The sequence below is a fragment of the Pseudoalteromonas distincta genome (assembly GCF_000814675.1).
Taxonomy (GTDB): domain Bacteria; phylum Pseudomonadota; class Gammaproteobacteria; order Enterobacterales; family Alteromonadaceae; genus Pseudoalteromonas; species Pseudoalteromonas distincta.
The window spans coordinates 80,587-96,618 of sequence record NZ_JWIG01000010.1 but is presented as its reverse complement, the minus strand read 5'-3'; the positions used below and the strand labels follow the sequence as shown (position 1 = coordinate 96,618).

At 38.1% G+C, this 16,032-nt stretch carries 16 protein-coding genes; 2 read left to right on the top strand and 14 right to left on the bottom strand.

Features of this window, described 5'->3' with window-relative positions:
* Positions 1 to 41: 41 nt before the first annotated feature.
* Complete coding sequence (locus QT16_RS07530; RefSeq protein WP_039487664.1) at positions 42 to 3,056, bottom strand: immune inhibitor A domain-containing protein; 3,015 nt, start codon at positions 3,054 to 3,056, stop codon at positions 42 to 44.
* Between the two features lie 489 nt (positions 3,057 to 3,545).
* Here QT16_RS07530 and QT16_RS07525 point away from each other — a divergent pair, with 489 nt between their 5' ends.
* The gene (locus tag QT16_RS07525) at positions 3,546 to 5,270 is read left to right on the top strand and encodes an acetolactate synthase 3 large subunit (protein ID WP_024596926.1); all 1,725 of its coding nucleotides are present in this window, start codon (positions 3,546 to 3,548) and stop codon (positions 5,268 to 5,270) included.
* On the top strand, positions 5,270 to 5,767 hold the full coding sequence (gene ilvN / locus QT16_RS07520) for an acetolactate synthase small subunit (protein ID WP_002960314.1): 498 nt from the start codon (positions 5,270 to 5,272) through the stop codon (positions 5,765 to 5,767). Before QT16_RS07525 ends, ilvN begins: the two co-directional genes overlap by 1 nt.
* 93 nt (positions 5,768 to 5,860) lie before the next feature.
* On the opposite strand, the gene QT16_RS07515 is transcribed toward ilvN, so the two are convergent.
* From QT16_RS07515 to QT16_RS07455, 13 genes are all read right to left on the bottom strand, one after another.
* Positions 5,861 to 6,136, bottom strand: coding sequence for an HU family DNA-binding protein (locus QT16_RS07515; protein ID WP_002962474.1), 276 nt, complete (start codon positions 6,134 to 6,136; stop codon positions 5,861 to 5,863).
* 210 nt (positions 6,137 to 6,346) lie between these two features.
* Entirely contained in the window at positions 6,347 to 6,886 is a 540-nt protein-coding gene (locus tag QT16_RS07510) for a DUF3833 domain-containing protein (protein ID WP_039487661.1), read from the bottom strand.
* Between the two features lies 1 nt (position 6,887).
* Positions 6,888 to 7,376, bottom strand: a complete 489-nt coding sequence (locus QT16_RS07505; RefSeq protein WP_002962471.1) for a chalcone isomerase family protein — start codon at positions 7,374 to 7,376, stop codon at positions 6,888 to 6,890.
* A 53-nt stretch (positions 7,377 to 7,429) separates the two neighbouring features.
* Positions 7,430 to 7,930 (bottom strand): DUF2878 domain-containing protein, encoded by a 501-nt coding sequence (locus tag QT16_RS07500; RefSeq protein ID WP_033021926.1) that lies wholly within the window; start codon positions 7,928 to 7,930, stop codon positions 7,430 to 7,432.
* Positions 7,908 to 9,170, bottom strand: coding sequence for an SAM-dependent methyltransferase (locus tag QT16_RS07495; protein WP_002962469.1), 1,263 nt, complete (start codon positions 9,168 to 9,170; stop codon positions 7,908 to 7,910). The genes QT16_RS07500 and QT16_RS07495 overlap by 23 nt, the downstream gene beginning before the upstream one ends.
* A 37-nt stretch (positions 9,171 to 9,207) precedes the next feature.
* A complete protein-coding gene (locus QT16_RS07490; RefSeq protein ID WP_039487657.1) occupies positions 9,208 to 9,945 on the bottom strand; it encodes a DUF1365 domain-containing protein in 738 nt (245 codons plus the stop codon).
* Positions 9,938 to 11,194 (bottom strand): NAD(P)/FAD-dependent oxidoreductase, encoded by a 1,257-nt coding sequence (locus QT16_RS07485; protein WP_002962467.1) that lies wholly within the window; start codon positions 11,192 to 11,194, stop codon positions 9,938 to 9,940. The genes QT16_RS07490 and QT16_RS07485 overlap by 8 nt, the downstream gene beginning before the upstream one ends.
* Positions 11,191 to 11,901 (bottom strand): SDR family NAD(P)-dependent oxidoreductase, encoded by a 711-nt coding sequence (locus QT16_RS07480; RefSeq protein WP_002962466.1) that lies wholly within the window; start codon positions 11,899 to 11,901, stop codon positions 11,191 to 11,193. The genes QT16_RS07485 and QT16_RS07480 overlap by 4 nt, the downstream gene beginning before the upstream one ends.
* Before the next feature lie 2 nt (positions 11,902 to 11,903).
* Entirely contained in the window at positions 11,904 to 12,332 is a 429-nt protein-coding gene (locus QT16_RS07475) for a nuclear transport factor 2 family protein (RefSeq protein WP_039487654.1), read from the bottom strand.
* Between the two features lies 1 nt (position 12,333).
* Entirely contained in the window at positions 12,334 to 13,728 is a 1,395-nt protein-coding gene (phrB, locus tag QT16_RS07470) for a deoxyribodipyrimidine photo-lyase (RefSeq protein ID WP_039487653.1), read from the bottom strand.
* A complete protein-coding gene (locus QT16_RS07465) occupies positions 13,728 to 14,681 on the bottom strand; it encodes a YbgA family protein (protein ID WP_002962461.1) in 954 nt (317 codons plus the stop codon). Before QT16_RS07465 ends, phrB begins: the two co-directional genes overlap by 1 nt.
* An 8-nt stretch (positions 14,682 to 14,689) precedes the next feature.
* Complete coding sequence (locus tag QT16_RS07460) at positions 14,690 to 15,370, bottom strand: ChrR family anti-sigma-E factor (protein ID WP_002962459.1); 681 nt, start codon at positions 15,368 to 15,370, stop codon at positions 14,690 to 14,692.
* Positions 15,363 to 15,986, bottom strand: coding sequence for a sigma-70 family RNA polymerase sigma factor (locus QT16_RS07455; RefSeq protein ID WP_002962457.1), 624 nt, complete (start codon positions 15,984 to 15,986; stop codon positions 15,363 to 15,365). Before QT16_RS07455 ends, QT16_RS07460 begins: the two co-directional genes overlap by 8 nt.
* Positions 15,987 to 16,032: the final 46 nt, after the last annotated feature.

The following is a 16,032-nucleotide window of genomic DNA, read 5'->3' as shown; positions in this document are numbered from 1 at the left end:
GCTAATTTAGCGGGCTTTTTTGTGTTTGCTAACTGCGTTTACTACCTAATGTATTTATGCAGGTTAGTATTAAACCTAAATAAACTTAACAGTAGTAATCCTAATAACCCCGCCAGTGATCCGCCACTTGAACCCGAACTACTTTGTTGTTTTTGTACAGTAGCAGATAACTCTTGAGTAAAAGTATCATTGGTTTGAGTATCAGTAACATTCAACGTTACGTTATAAGTCCCGTCAGCTTGATAAGTATGCCTTGGGTTTTGTAAATTTGATAACGCACTGCCATCACCAAAATCCCAACTATAAGTGTAACTATTAAAGCCGCCGGTTACTTGGGCATTAAATTGTGCGCTTAAATCACTAACTATAGCGTTTGCGTTTATGTTAAGCGGAACATTAGCAGTTACATCAATCGCTTTTGATTGCTCAGTGCCTTCGTTATCTGTCACTGTAAGCGTTACTTGGTAATCACCAGAGTACAAATAATTATAAGTAAGCGATTGAGTCGCTAAAGTACTTCCATCCCCTAGCTGCCAATTATAAGTATACGGAGCTACTCCACCTGTAAGCGATGCCTCAGCGGTTAAAGTTCCTTGGTTTATCTCATATTCAATTTCATTTAGAGTTAATGGTTCAACTAATGTAACTTGTGCTACAGCTACTTGCTGTGAAGTGCCATTATCTGCCATAAACTCAACGTTATAAGTGCCATAGTCTTGGTATTCATGAGTAGGCGTTAACTCTGTGCTGGAGCTCCCGTCGTCAAAACTCCACGTAAATTTGTCCGCAGGAGTAAGTGCAAAACCTTCTACATTAAAATTAACGGTTAAACCGTTTTTAGTAAAATTAATTCCCTTAGTAACATCGTAAGCAAGCTCTACTTCTATATCTTCACTGTCTGCTGACTGGCTTATAATACTAAACCCAAAACCAACCTGTGGAAGCACAACACCCGATGGTTTTTGCGCTGCAAAGCTATAATCGGTTTTATCAGTAAACCCGGTGATAGCTGATAAATCATCATCACCTAACCCTGCCCTTTGTTGATATAGGCTAAAAGCAGCATCACGTATTTGAATTGCTGAAGCAGCCGGAGTTTGCGTACTGCCTTTATTTATCGAGCGCTGATCAGCATCTACCACTAATGCAAAACCACTGCCTGGATGCTCGGTAGTGTTATTATCTGCTTGAGATTCATTGCTGTACCACAATAATAACCCCGGTGAGTACTGCTCTGCTTGCAAACTACTGTCAACGCCTGTGTATGAACGCAGTTGTAAATAGTAATGTGATGGCGATGCATATGTGTAACTACCTACTTTTTCAAAGCCATTAAACTCAGTGTTAACTTGATCTTGTGCATTATTTTGCCAAATTAAAGTATCACTTTGCTCAATGCGCATATCATCAACAACAAAACCATAATAATGTGTGTTCGCATCTGTTATGTATTCAATTTTTAAATCAATTGTTTGCCCAGCATAAGCTGATAAATCAAACTTATGGGTCAAATAGCCGTTAGGTTGCTTAGCATCACTATTAAGAAATGAATCACCTGAGATATACGGACCAATATCACCGTAGTATGGATTAAGCGCTTGCGTATAATTACTCGCGATTGGCTCGCCATCTACTTTTACTTGAACTAAATCGTAATCGCGCTCAATACTGTAATAAGCAATAAAGCTTAAAGTAAGTGTCTCAGTTGTGCTTGGTAGCGCTATTGTATTAGCTAAGCTGTTGCTAATATTGTCGCCCGTATTTGAATAGTATTGAAAATCACCTTCTACTGGAGCCCTAAATTTTTCGAGCCTTGGTGGTAGTGATATTTTTATTTGATTTTGCTGTTGTGAAGTACTCGCAGTATTAATTAATGTTTGCTGTGAGTTAGCCTCTATCTCATCCATATCAAGCGTAAGCTGGTTAACCCAGTTACCCTGGTACCGCTTTTGTAAATATTCAAGCGCATAAGGGCTAAACATAACTGGCTCTGAGCCTCTTGGCGAACCAGCCCAACTTCCTGTCGACATAACTGACCAAGACGCGACAGGCTCACCTACCGTGTTAGATTGTAAGTCGTATTCATCTAATAATCCTAAATCATGCCCAAACTCATGCACAACCACACCAATCCCGGCATCAATAGGGTTAATGGTATAACCAAATAGCTTAATGTTACTGCCTGCAATCTCGCTCGGCCCGCTATTTTCATCAAATACATAGTAGCGGTGCGACCAAATAGCATCGGTGCTTAGGTAACCGCCACCCGCTTCTTCGCCAATACTTGAATGAAATACCATTACATGGTCAATAATGCCATTAGGTTCATTAAGGATGCCGTCGCCATCAATATCATCTAAATCAGTTAAATCGTAATCCGCTAAATTAATATTAAACTTTGCAACCGCCTTCTCCACTGCCTCTTTAATTAAAGCAGGTGCATTTATATCCCGTGTACTGCCTTGGCGCTCACCATATATTTTTGCATTGCTATTAGCGGTTACCCAGCCATATACCTGCCCGCTAAAGTTTAAGCTGTTCCCCGAAGCCGCTTTATAATAATCAGCAGCCGTTTTTAAGCTTTGTCCATCAGGGCCTGTATAACCTTGAGTATTAAAAAGCATTTGCTGATAGTGCTCAGTTGAATAATCAGCATAAAACATGTCGGTGTCTTGCTCTACAAGTTGATTGTCGTCATGTTTAAGATCAGGAAAATCAATTAAGATAGCTAACACTTTTACATCATTAACGCTTTGATCTGGCACTAGCGACGTTGAAAAAGCGACCTGTTTTTTATTTGTGTTTGAAAAAACGTTGGAAGAGGATTTAAATTGCCTAAAACCATTTTTAATTGAGTGATTGGCAACGTCTTTGTTACTCATATATGACTTAAATGAACTATCTAACTCACTTGAAGGTATTTGGTCTCTTTTTTTAAGCCAATATAAAATACGCTCTTCGTTAGTTATACCAATATCATGCGGACTTAAGTTATTAGCCGCCACTATAGGGCTTAATAGCGTAGTTAAAAGCGCAATTAACGTCACTTTTTTCACTGTGTTTTCCTCAAACATAATTATGTAGCAATAATACCTAATAATAGAAATTTAAACATGCGATAAAAACATATAGTTAACATATGCAATTAAAGCTAATGGTCTCTCACACTCTTTTATATCTAAAATCGAACTTACAACCTAAAATGCATAATTTCTGCCAGTAAACTCAATTAAACATAGTTTTTCTGCAGGTTTAAATTAAAAAAAGCCACAAAACGAATTTAAAATGCAAAAAACAGCTTTCAAGGTTGACATGAAGGCTCAAAACCCTTAAAAATAAACCTATACAAAATCTTTAATTTAAAAGCAGTGTTTTGCTAAGTAGAGTAAAAACTATGAACACACACATTAATCTTTTAGTCGTACTCGTACTGGTCTTAGTTATAAGCCCAGCGGGGATGTATTAAAAGGTGATACTGCTTTTTAAAAACCCTCGCACTACGCGGGGGTTTTTTTATGCATAAAAAAGCGCACAGAGGAATGAGGATGAGCAAACAAGAATATAATGGTTCTGAACTAGTAGTTCAGGCATTAAAAGAGTTAAAGGTAAAATACATATTTGGCTATCCCGGTGGTTCGGTTTTAGACTTATATGATGCACTTTTTCAGCAAGATGACATTGAACATATATTAGTACGTCACGAACAAGCTGCAACACATATGGCTGACGGCTATGCCCGCGCTACTGGAGACGTTGGTGTTGTACTTGCAACCTCAGGCCCTGGCGCTACAAACTGTATTACAGGTATTGCAACGGCCTACATGGATTCAATTCCTATGGTTGTGTTATCAGGCCAAGTGCCTACAAATTTGATTGGCGACGATGCATTCCAAGAAACCGATATTGTGGGTTGTTCTCGCCCTGTAGTTAAACACAGTTTTAACTGTAGAAGTGCTAAAGACATCCCTACAATCTTAGCTAAAGCTTTTTATATTGCTAGCACTGGTCGCCCAGGTCCTGTCGTTGTTGAGCTTCCAAAAGATATGCTTAACCCTGCTATTAAGTTTGAATACGAATTTCCTAAAACCACCGAGCTGAGAACGTACAGCCCTAATACTAAAGGGCACTCAAAACAAATTCGCAAAGCCGTAACAGCTATTTTAGAGGCCAAAAAACTGGTTATCTACTCTGGTGGTGGTATTGTTATTTCAAATACATCAGAGCAATTAACGCATTTAGTTGAATCATTAAATGCCCCCATTACAAATACACTAATGGGATTGGGTGGTATTTCAGGTGTGCATCCAAACTTTGTAGGTATGTTAGGCATGCACGGCACGCTTGAGGCAAACAAAGCAATGGCTAACGCCGATGTAATTTTAGCGCTTGGTGCCCGATTTGATGACAGGGTAACTAATAATGTTCAAAAGTTTTGCCCTAATGCCACTATTGTTCATGTTGATGTTGACCCTACTTCAATTTCTAAAACAATTAAAGCACACATACCAGTTGTAGGTTGTTTAGCAACCGTACTTGAACAACTACAAGCGGGTATTGATAAAAGCCCAATTAAAATAGACCGCAGCGCGCAAGAAGATTGGTGGCGACAAATTATCAGCTGGCGCGAACAAAAGTGCTTAAGCTACAACACTGATGGCGACAAAATTAAGCCACAAGCTGTAATTGAAGCGGTGTATAAAGCCACTAATGGCGATGCTTACGTAAGTTCAGACGTTGGTCAGCATCAAATGTTTGCAGCGCAATATTATCCATTTAAGCATCCTCGTCAATGGATCAACTCAGGCGGCCTAGGCACCATGGGCTTTGGTTTACCTGCTGCAATGGGCGTAAAGCTAGCTTTTCCTGATAAAGAGTCTGTGTGTATTACGGGTGATGGCTCTATTCAAATGAATATTCAAGAACTATCAACCTGTTTACAGTACAACCTAGCGGTAAAGGTTGTATCACTTAATAACCGCTCTTTAGGTATGGTACGCCAATGGCAAGACATGGTTTACGGTGGACGTCATTCATCATCTTATATGGATTCACTACCTGATTTTGTTAAGTTAGTTGAAAGCTACGGCCATGTAGGCATACAAGTAAACACACTAGATGAGTTACAACCTGCTATCGATAAAGCAATGTCAATTAACGACCGATTAGTCTTTTTAGATATAAACGTTGATGAAAAAGAACATGTATACCCAATGCAAATTAAGTTAGGCGGCATTGATGAGATGTGGTTACGTAAAGGAGTAAAAGCATAATGCGTCGTATTTTATCTATTTTATTAGAAAACGAACCAGGTGCCCTATCACGTATTGTTGGGCTTTTTTCACAACGTGCATATAACATCGACAGCCTAACTGTGGGCACAACTGACGATCAATCACTATCGCGTATTACTATTACCACAATGGGTGATGACAGAGTTGTAGAGCAAATTACAAAGCAGGTTAACAAATTAGTCGACGTGCTTAAAATTATCGATTTAACAGAAATGAGTCACATTGAACGTGAGCTATTGCTTGTTAAGGTATTTGCTCAAGACGAGACGACTCGTGCAGCGGTTACGCGAGTAGTTGATGTGTTCCAAGGTGCTATTTTAGATATGGGCCGACAAAGCTATAGTCTACAACTAGTGAGCAGTACAGACAAAATAGAGTCGTTTTTAGACACACTTCGTCATGAAACCGATATTATCGAAGTTGTACGTTCTGGCGCTGTTGGCATTGGTCGAGGCGATAAAGCCTTAAAAGCGTAAATTTATAATATAAAGGCATCAATTGATGTCTTTATTAAACATAAAAAAAAAAGAGCTAAATAGCTCTTTTTTTAATTTAATTCGTTAAACCTATTAAGGGTTTACTTGGTCTTTAAGACCTTTACCTGCTTTAAAGCTTGGGATAGTTGCCGCTGCGATTTGGATCTCAGCACCCGTTTGTGGGTTACGGCCAGTGCGAGCTGCACGTTCTTTTACTGAGAAAGTACCAAAACCAACTAATGCTACTGAATCACCTTCTTTTAAAGAAGAAGTTACAGCGCCTGTAAACGCGTCAAGAGCACGAGTAGCAGCGGCTTTAGAGATTTCTGCATCAGTAGCAATTTTTTCAACTAATTGAGCTTTATTCATTGTTAGATTCCTATTCGTTATTATTTTGCCTTCGCAAAACCTATCTTTATGCATTTTTAAAGAGTTAGCAACAGCAAATTGCATTTTTTGCTTAAATTCTTAAAAAATGAGTAAAATTTAAATAATTCTCTGTAAAATACAGCGTGTTGGGTTAACAAAGACTTAATTTGAGTACAATTTTGGCGCAAGTTAAGCAACTGGGTAAATAAGCTATATTTTTTCGATCACTAAGGTCACTTCCCCGACCTCGACTCCAAACTTAACAATAGATGTGCGGTTTATCAAGCGCGATTGTGTAACCAGGTACATCCAATCATCAAAATTCACTTTTAAAGTACTGCCATCGTATGGAAGCTCTACATCGTAATTCCAATGAAATACGCTGCCATCACTTCTACCTTTTGCTGTACCTATAACATCATCTGCCACACCCGTTAAACTATTGTCTTCATTTAACGTTATTTTCCAAATACGCTTTTGAGTTTCGCCATCGTCATAAACAAAGTCTTCTTCAATAACGCCCTGGTTACCTTCCCAGCTCGCATTCATATCTACGACAAGCTTGCGGGTCAATTCACCCTTAAAGTCTTGTACAACACCGTAGGCTTTCAAATTTCCACTAAAAAATGTTTTAAAGTCAAAGTTTGGCGATGTATTTTTATAATGCTCTACATTTGGTGCCGAACAGCTTATCAGCAACAAAGCAGATAAGCTTACAAGAGCTGTTTTAAACGCGTTAAATACATTCATATTAATTCCCTAATAGTTGCTTTCGTAGTTTCGGCTCAGACGTTTTTTCATCCAGCCAAATGGCTAAAAAATCACTCGAAAATTGAGGTTCATTTATTTCGCCAATTTTTTCATCATTATGATAAAAAGTACTCATACCCTGCTCATTTGTGACTAACGTTAGCGAATCACCTTGTCTAATATCAGGCCAAATAGACAATAATTTACTGTCGTATTTGTCTGCTAGCTCTTTTTTTCCAATATGCTCCCACTGCTCATTTGTTGCTTTTACGATTTCTTTAGCTTCAAAGTCACGTAAATAGGTAAGTTTAAATTTAATAGGATGCGTTCCTGCGCTGTAATTACCTGAAGGGGTAAATAAAACCGCGTCATATACATCCCAAAATAAATACTCCATTCGTGCTTCGCCTACTTTATTAAATTGTGTGTCAGCTAAAACAATTGAAGTTGTAAGCAAATAAAAAGTAACTGCCTTTAGTAAAAATTTCAAAATAAGCTCCCTCGAGTCAATGGGTAATGTTACGAAATGGGAATTGTGGGCGATCAGCGATTGATGAATAACTTGATTTTTTGGTTTATAAAAAGAATAACAGTAAACACTGTAGACCAAAGCGCACCGTAAACGAGCCAAAACTGCCATAAAGGTAAGCCTAAGCTTATTACTTCAAAGCGCGCCCCAGCCCAATAACTTGCTGGCGCAAAAGCCATGCATACTAAAAAGGCCTGCCAAAGCTTTAATTTACTCAAAAAAACCATAGAAGTATTTAAAGAAAGTAATAACGCAGCCCATAAAAAGACGAGCCATAGAGGGAAGGGATAAACTTTAAATTCTAACAAGCCTGACTTTACTGCTATGAATTCTAACAATAGTGCTAAAGGTAGGGCTTTAATTAGAAGTAAGGTGTCTTGTTTTTTTTGTTTTGACAACCAAAACATTAAAACAATAATCAATCCGCTAAAAAGTAGCGAATCAGCTTCAAGCAGCAATGATAAAAACCACACTGCTTGAAATAAAACAAAATTAGTAACCGAGCGCAATATCATCGTTATCGCTAACAAAACGTGGTTTACGCGCCATTAAATGCACCGTACTTGTTGCTCTAGCTCTAAACGCGCCTTCGCAGTAAGCAAAATAAAACAACCATAAACGATAAAAACGTTCATCAAATTTTGAGCGGTCCAAATCAGGCCAGCTTTTTATAAAACGGCTTCGCCAGTCTGCTAATGTTCTTGCGTAGTGAGCACCAATATCATTAACAGTATGAATTACCATGTCGGTATTATTTTTAATCTGCTCACTCATCTCATTAAGTGATGGCAAACACCCGCCTGGAAAAATATACTGCTGGATAAAGTCAGAGTTTTTTAAGTAGTGCTTATAACGCTGATCGCCAATAGTTATAGCTTGTATGAGCATTGCACCGTCGTCTTTTAACAATTCACCACATTGGGTAAAAAAGCTAGGTAAGTACTCATGGCCCACCGCTTCTATCATTTCGATAGAAACAAGCTTGTCGTACTTTCCTTTCAATTGTCTGTAATCAAGCTTAAGTAATGTAATTTTACTTTCAAGACCAAGCTCTGAAATTTTATTAGCGACATAATCATGTTGCTCATCAGATATGGTTGTTGTTGTTACATGGCAATCGTAATGTGTGGCTGCATATATAGCAAAAGCCCCCCACCCTGTACCAATTTCAATTACTGAATCATTTTTTTGAAGCTCAACTTGCTCACAAATGCGTTTAAGCTTGTATTGTTGAGCCTCTTCAAGTGTGGCTTCTTTTGTAGGATATACAGCACTTGAATAAAGCATTTCTTTACTCAAAAATGATTCGTACAAATCATTACCTAAGTCGTAATGAGCAACGATATTTTTCTTAGAGCCCGATTCAGAATTTTTGTTTTTTATGTGATTAAACCGGTGCGCGATATTACTAAAAAATGCGAATTTCTTCTCAAACTCATCAAGTTGCTTCTCATTTATAGCAAATATCTCAATGAAAGAAGTTAAGTTGTCACAAGACCAATGCCCCAAAATATAGGCTTCACCAGCGCCAACGCTCCCAGATAATGCAAATGCCTTATACATAGCTTTATCGTTTACTATAATCGTTGCTTTTAGCACTGAAGATGGGTCACCAAAAACTGTACGCTCGTTTGCATCTACTAAAACAACTTGGCCTGTTTCAATTGACGAAAAGGCTTTAGTCACTAATTTTTTATATATGTTAGTTAACCAGTTTGTGCTTTGTTCGCAATTTAAGCTCGACACTTTATCCATTGAAATACCTATTAATTGTCCTGACTATCTATGTGCTTTATGGCTTGCCTGAGTGACCTAAAAAAGGAACTCGTTTTATAAACAACTTTAACGCTTGATAATAAATACCTTTGAAAATAGACCATGTCATGGCCGGAAAACGTTTAAATAACTTATTAACTTCTTCTTTAGTAAGCTCTTTACGTTTTAAGCGAAGTGTAGCATCAAATAATAGCTCTTCATTTCGCTTATTTTCAATGTGTATCAATGTTTTATCAAGCGATTGCTTAACTTGCCAATGATAGTTCATATCTAGATTCATAAAAGGTGATACGGAAAAAACCTTTTTAAAGTTCACTTTTTTTTCTAAAGGTACTAAATAATAATGACGTTCGTTCCACGGTGTATTACTTACTTCAGCAATCATGTATTTAAAACGGTTGTCGTTATGACCAAAAAAGTAAAAATTAACAGGACTAAAATACACACCAAAACAACGAAGTTGCCCAAGCATGTAAATATGAGAAAAGGTTTCAGTAATACCTAAATTGGCAAGTTGTTCGTGTGCACGCTCAATAAGAGGACGTTTAGCAAGCTGTGAGGTGCCTGTAAGATAATCAGCTTCATTAAACTTTAACGCCTTTAAGCCTGACGTACCTATGTGTTTATGCACACCATTTAGTTGTTGAGGATTATTTAAATCTACCCACATCATATATAAAGGGTAACTAAAGCGATGTTCTTTAACAGCAAAACGGCGATGTTTAACATCGCCTAAATACACTGCACTAGTCAAATTCGACCCCAAGTTGCTTGGCTACATCTACACCACTGTGTACGCCATCTTCATGAAAACCATTGTACCAATAAGCACCGCAAAAATAACTATTGTTGTGTCCATCAATACTGTGTTTAAGTTTTTGAGCTGCAATAGACTCTTGGTTAAATACAGGGTGGTGATAAGTAAACTCGCGCAAAATTTTACTTTGGCTTATTCCTTCAAGATGGTTAAGCGTTACACAAAACTGTGTATCTGATTGTATACCTTGCAAAATATTCATTTGGTAAGTAACAACAGCGGCTTTATCCGTGTTGTTGTTAAGTAAGTAGTTCCAGCTTGCCCATGCCGCTTTTCTATCTGGTAAAAGGTTTGTATCGGTGTGCAGCACCACTGAGTTCTCAGTGTAAGCTATTGCACCCAATACTGACTTTTCTTGCTCAGTAGCATCACCCAGTAGTGCAAGCGCCTGATCTGAATGACAAGCAAATATTACTTTATCAAATTTACTTTGCTCACCATTGGCAAACTCTATTGTTACTTCATCATTTTGACGCGTAACTGATTTAATATTTGTATTGAGGTTAATTTTGTCGGCAAAACCTCTGATCAGCGGCTTAATATACTGACGAGAGCCCCCTGGTACTACATACCACTGTGGTCTATTGGTTACATCTAAAAGCCCATGATTAAAGAAAAACTTAACAAAAAACTCAACGCCTACGTTTTCCATTTCTTTAATACTGGTAGACCAAATAGCTGCGCCCATAGGAAGAATATAATGGTATTTAAAAAAGTCATTAAACTGGTTATCGTTAAGCAATTGCCCTAATGATTGATCAGATTGGTAATCACCTTTTTCATGCATTGCTTTGCACAGTTTGTTAAACCTAACAATGTCGTACAATAATCGCCAAAACTTAGGTCTAAAAATATTACGACGCTGTGCAAATAAGCTTGTAAACGTATGTCCATTGTATTCAAAACCAGTGGCTTCGTTGTGCACACTAAAGCTCATCTGGGTTGTTTGTTTATCAATACCAATGCGCGAAAGTAGCTTTTCAAAATATGGGTAAGTTCGGTCATTAAATACAATAAAGCCAGTGTCTATTGCGTATTTGATGCCACACACATCAACATCAACCGTTGCTGTGTGTCCACCTATGTAATCATTTTTTTCAAATACGGTTACATCGTAATGTTTGTGAAGCAAATGCCCACATGTTAAACCAGATACACCAGTTCCTATTATTGCTATTTTTTTCAACGGGCTAATCCTTTTGCGATTTTAAGCCAAATCGGCAGTGGTAAAATGCGTAAAGCTTTTAATATAAGTGTAAAACGATAAGGGAAATGAACGTCTTTGCGGCGTTTTTGAATACCCTTAATCATGTAGTCAGCTGCTTTTTCAGCAGTAACGGCCATAGGCATCGGGAAATCATTTTTATTAGTAAGTGGCGTTTTTACAAAGCCAGGGTGAACTAAAGTCACATCAACATCATTTAAATCAACCGCTAAGCTTTTTGCTAAGTAACTTACACCCGCTTTTGATGCGCCATAAGCTTCTGAACGAGGTAGCGCAAGGTAAGTAACACTTGAGCTGACCAAAACAAGTTGGCCGCCTGGATTTATTTTAGGAAGTAATGCCTCAAGGCAATACCCCATAGAAAGTAGGTTAACGTTTATTACACGCTCAAACAACGCGCTATCAAAGTTGCGCGCATCATCTATATATTCACAATTACCAGCGTTTAAAATAACACGGTCAAAATGAGGAAAGCCAATAGTAGACTCTTTTATATCTTGCAGGTTAGTTGCATCAAACTTACATGCTTGGATATTGTCGTATTTAGCAAGCTCGGCGAGCTTATCACTATTACGGCCGCAAGCTATAACAGTGTCTCCTAGCTGTGCATATTTAATTGCTAGCTGCTCGCCAATACCTGATGTAGCACCCGTTATAAGTGTGATCATAATTAACCTGCCCTTTTATCAATTAGCTTTATAACGCTACCAAGTAAAGGAATGTGTTTGTATAACAACTCGCCCACATTAAAGTAGTCTCTGTGCTTAATAATTTTGCCATCTTTAAAAATAAGCTTGCTATGACCGTCTACCGAGATAGTTTTACCTGATGAGAGCTTTGGATGTGCATAATGCATAGTCCAATAAATAAAAGCATTGTTACCGCTATTAAACGAATCACTAATATCAAACTGGCAATGCTTAACATTGCTGTATAAGTTAGCAAAGTACCTGCGCAATTCTACAATGCCGTTAATTTCATGCATCGGGTCTATAAACTGTATGTTGTCACAGTAAATATCACTCAATAAATCAAGATTAGTACTATCAAGCTGTTGGTATATTTCAACAAATTTATCTACTGGTAACTGGTTATTCATATCACACCTTAAATGCAGCAAGTGCACGTTCTCGTGCCGCTTTATGATCAACTATTGCTGGCCAGTAACATTCCTTATCTTTGCCTGTTGCGGCTAAATAAGTGTGTGGAAAATGAATGTGTTTATCTGGCACGTTTTCAAGCTCTGGCAAATACTTACGGATAAACTTGCCCGTTGGATCAAAGCGCTCGCTTTGTCTGATTGGATTAAAAACTCTAAAATAAGGCTGAGCATCACAGCCCGTACTTGCAGCCCACTGCCAACCACCATTATTTGAGGCTAAATCGCCATCAATTAAGTGCTGCATAAAAAAGCGTTCACCTTCACGCCAGTCTATTAATAAATGCTTAGTTAAAAAGCTTGCAACAACCATTCGTAAACGATTATGCATCCAACCGGTTTGCTTAAGTTGTAGCATTGCTGCATCCACTAATGGGTAACCTGTACGCCCTTCGCACCATGCTTTAAAATCGCTTTCGCTTTTACGCCACACTACAGCATTATACTTTTCGTTAAAGTTATCGCCGCGCGAAAGCTTCGGAAATTCAGCAATTAAATGTCTGTAAAATTCGCGCCAAACAAGCTCGTTAATCCACGTAAACGTTTTACTTTTTGATGTAGTTAAAATATCAGGATAACGCTGCTGAATATTAATAAGCAGTTGCTTTGTGCTTACAATACCTAGTGCTAAATACGGGCTTAAACCCGATGTGCCTTTTACACTGGGAATATCACGCTGGTCGTCGTAACTTGTCAGTTTGTCGCATATAAAATTATCAACTACGGTAGAGAGTGTTTCGTCGTCAACCGGCCACTTATCTGAGCACCCATCACTTTTTAGTAAATCACTCTCGTCAAACTCAATAGGGTCAGAAGTTAAAGGCCATTGTGGCAAACTGAAGTGTGTATCTTGATACTGCTTTAACCATGCACGTTTAAATGGAGTAAACACTTTATACATTTCATTACTTTGATTTTTAACCGTTCCAACAGGTGCAATTAAATCACCTTCGTACAAAGTAAAAGTAATAGAAAGCTCATCGCATTCGTGCAAAATTGCTTTATCGCGGTTTACTTCATTAAGCTCATATTCTGTATTAGCAATTACGTGTTTTACATCGTTTGCTTTACAAAAGTTAATAAGCTCGCGCGTACAATCACAAAAGCTAGGCGCTTCAATAATATGTAAAGTAATACCGTAATCAGCAAGTTGTGATTGAAGATAAGTAACTCGGCGCTTGAGTAAGTCAATCTGAATAGGCGCAGCTTGGTGTTGTTGCCACTGCTTTTCAGACACAAAAAAAATGGCGTGTTTAGCGCCATTATTTAGCGCTTGAATTAACGCTTCGTTAGAAAAAAGGCGCAAATCGCGCCTAAACCAAAATAATGTATCCATTAAATACCAAATCGTAGTTTTAAATCGTGAGGGTATGGGTTAAAAAACACTTGTTTTTCAAGATACTCATTCGGATGAACTTTCAAATGGTGTTTTAACAAGGTAAGTGGTACATACAATGGCACCAATCCTTCGCGGTATTCATCTATCGCATCACGAAGTTCTTGTTTTTCAACCTTCGATAAATCATTTTTAAAGTAGCCTTGTAAATGCATTAGGGTGTTGCAATTATTTCTTCGAGAAGCAGGCTTTTTCAGACCTGTCATCAAACCTAAAATATATTCATCCGCAACTGCATTTATGTCGTCACCTACGAACGTTCCAAGCAGATTACCCAAATCTCGATAAGCTTGGTAATTGTGAGCCATCAACAAGTACTTATACTGAGAATGAAATTGAGTAAGCTTATGAACCGTTAGTGGTTCTTGTACTAACTTTTGCCAATTTTTAAATACGTAAATTCTCATTACAAAGTTTTCACGTAAATGCATGTCGTTTAAGCGACCGTTTTCTTCACATGGCAATAATGGGTTGTGCTTCATTATTTGCTCAGCAAAAAAACCAATGCCTTCAGAGGTATTACCCGTGCCTGCTTCGTTGTATATTTTAATGCGCTCCATGCCGCAGCTTGGACTTTTTGCGCAAAATACAAACCCGCTCAACTCTTTAGCTTGTTCTGTTGCAACTTTTTTACCATACTCGGTAAGTTGTTGACCTACGTCTCCAGTACCATCTGGGCGACATACTTTAATGGTATCTCCCACTTTAACTTGGCGAATAGTTGGTCGAGGTATTGGTAAACCTACCGCTACCTCCGGACAAAACCGTGTATATTCAACGTGTTTACCTAACTCATCCATACAGAAATTTGACTTTTTATGACCTGTGTCAAATCTAACTTTTTCGCCCGCTAAGCAGGCGCTTATACCTATTTTTATTATATCTGTGTGCATAAATTCTCTTAGTAAATCAAATTACCTATTGGATTTAGTAACTTGCTGAAGCCCTTATTAAAATGTAGCGCACTACTGACAACTGTAAAGCACAAACAACCATCTTTTGTTAAAGGAGTATGTTGGTGGCTACCATCTTGCCATATAAAGTCACCTGGGACATATTTTCCTTCTTCATCACTAAACTCGCCATCTAGGAGTAAAGTAACTTCAAAGCCGGTGTGCGTGTGTTCTGGTATTTCACCACCAGCATCAATATGTAACAAGCTAGAGCGTAACGGACCATCATCAAGTGCAATACGCGATCTCGCAAGCTTACCCACTTGGGTAAATTTACTGTGAGAAATACGCGTTAGCGCACGTGGAAGCTGATAGTTATGCTCATTAACTTTAATAGAAACAGGCTCTACTTCATAAACTTCGTCAATAGAATCATCAGACGTGATCATATCAAGCACATTCAATTCAAATTCTTCAAGTAACTCAGGTTGCTCAGCTTGAGGTTTCTCATATTGCGCTGGCTCTTCGCTAAATAATGCGTTTGCATTGCTTGCCTCAATTTTAGCTACTTTCGCTTGGCACACAGGGCACATATCTACATGTATAGAAACGGCTAAACTCAATGATGTAGCAAGTGATGCATCGCAATACTGTGTCAGTAAAGTTTCACTCGGGTGATGTTTAATCATGCTGATCTCCCATTTCATTACGTAATTTTTGCAAGGCCAAACGTAATCGTGATTTTACCGTGCCTACTGGAATATTAAGTTGATGTGCAAGTTGCTCTTGCGACATGTCTTGAAAATAAACGCCCCTTACCACTTCGCGTTGAGCAATAGGTAATTTATCTAAATAACGTTTAATTTGTTTATCTTCTAAATGATCACTGTATTCGTGATGTGTATCTTGTGATTCGTTTAATAACGGCCAAATATCTTCGCTTATATTTTCTTCTTTATTGCTTTTCATTTTACGAAGCATATCGAATGAAGCGTTACGCATAACGGTATAAACCCACGTAGTAGCCGCACCTTTATCACTGTGATACAAATGTGCTTTACGCCAAACAGATGTTAACGTCTCTTGCACAAGCTCCATTGCTTGAGCTTCAACACCAAATTGCTTAATTCCAAAGCGTTTAATTTTTGGCGCAAAGTATTCAAATAAATAGGAAAATGCTTTTTTATCGCGTGACTGTGCAACATCTATAAGCGCTTGCATGAGTTCTTTACTCGGCGTTTCTGGCATGGCAGTGTACTTACCTGTATTAGGTTCACAACGTGGTGATTGTTGTTGACTTACCATAATAATTTATCCCGTTATTGCTTTTGTATTAAGTAATACGGGCAAT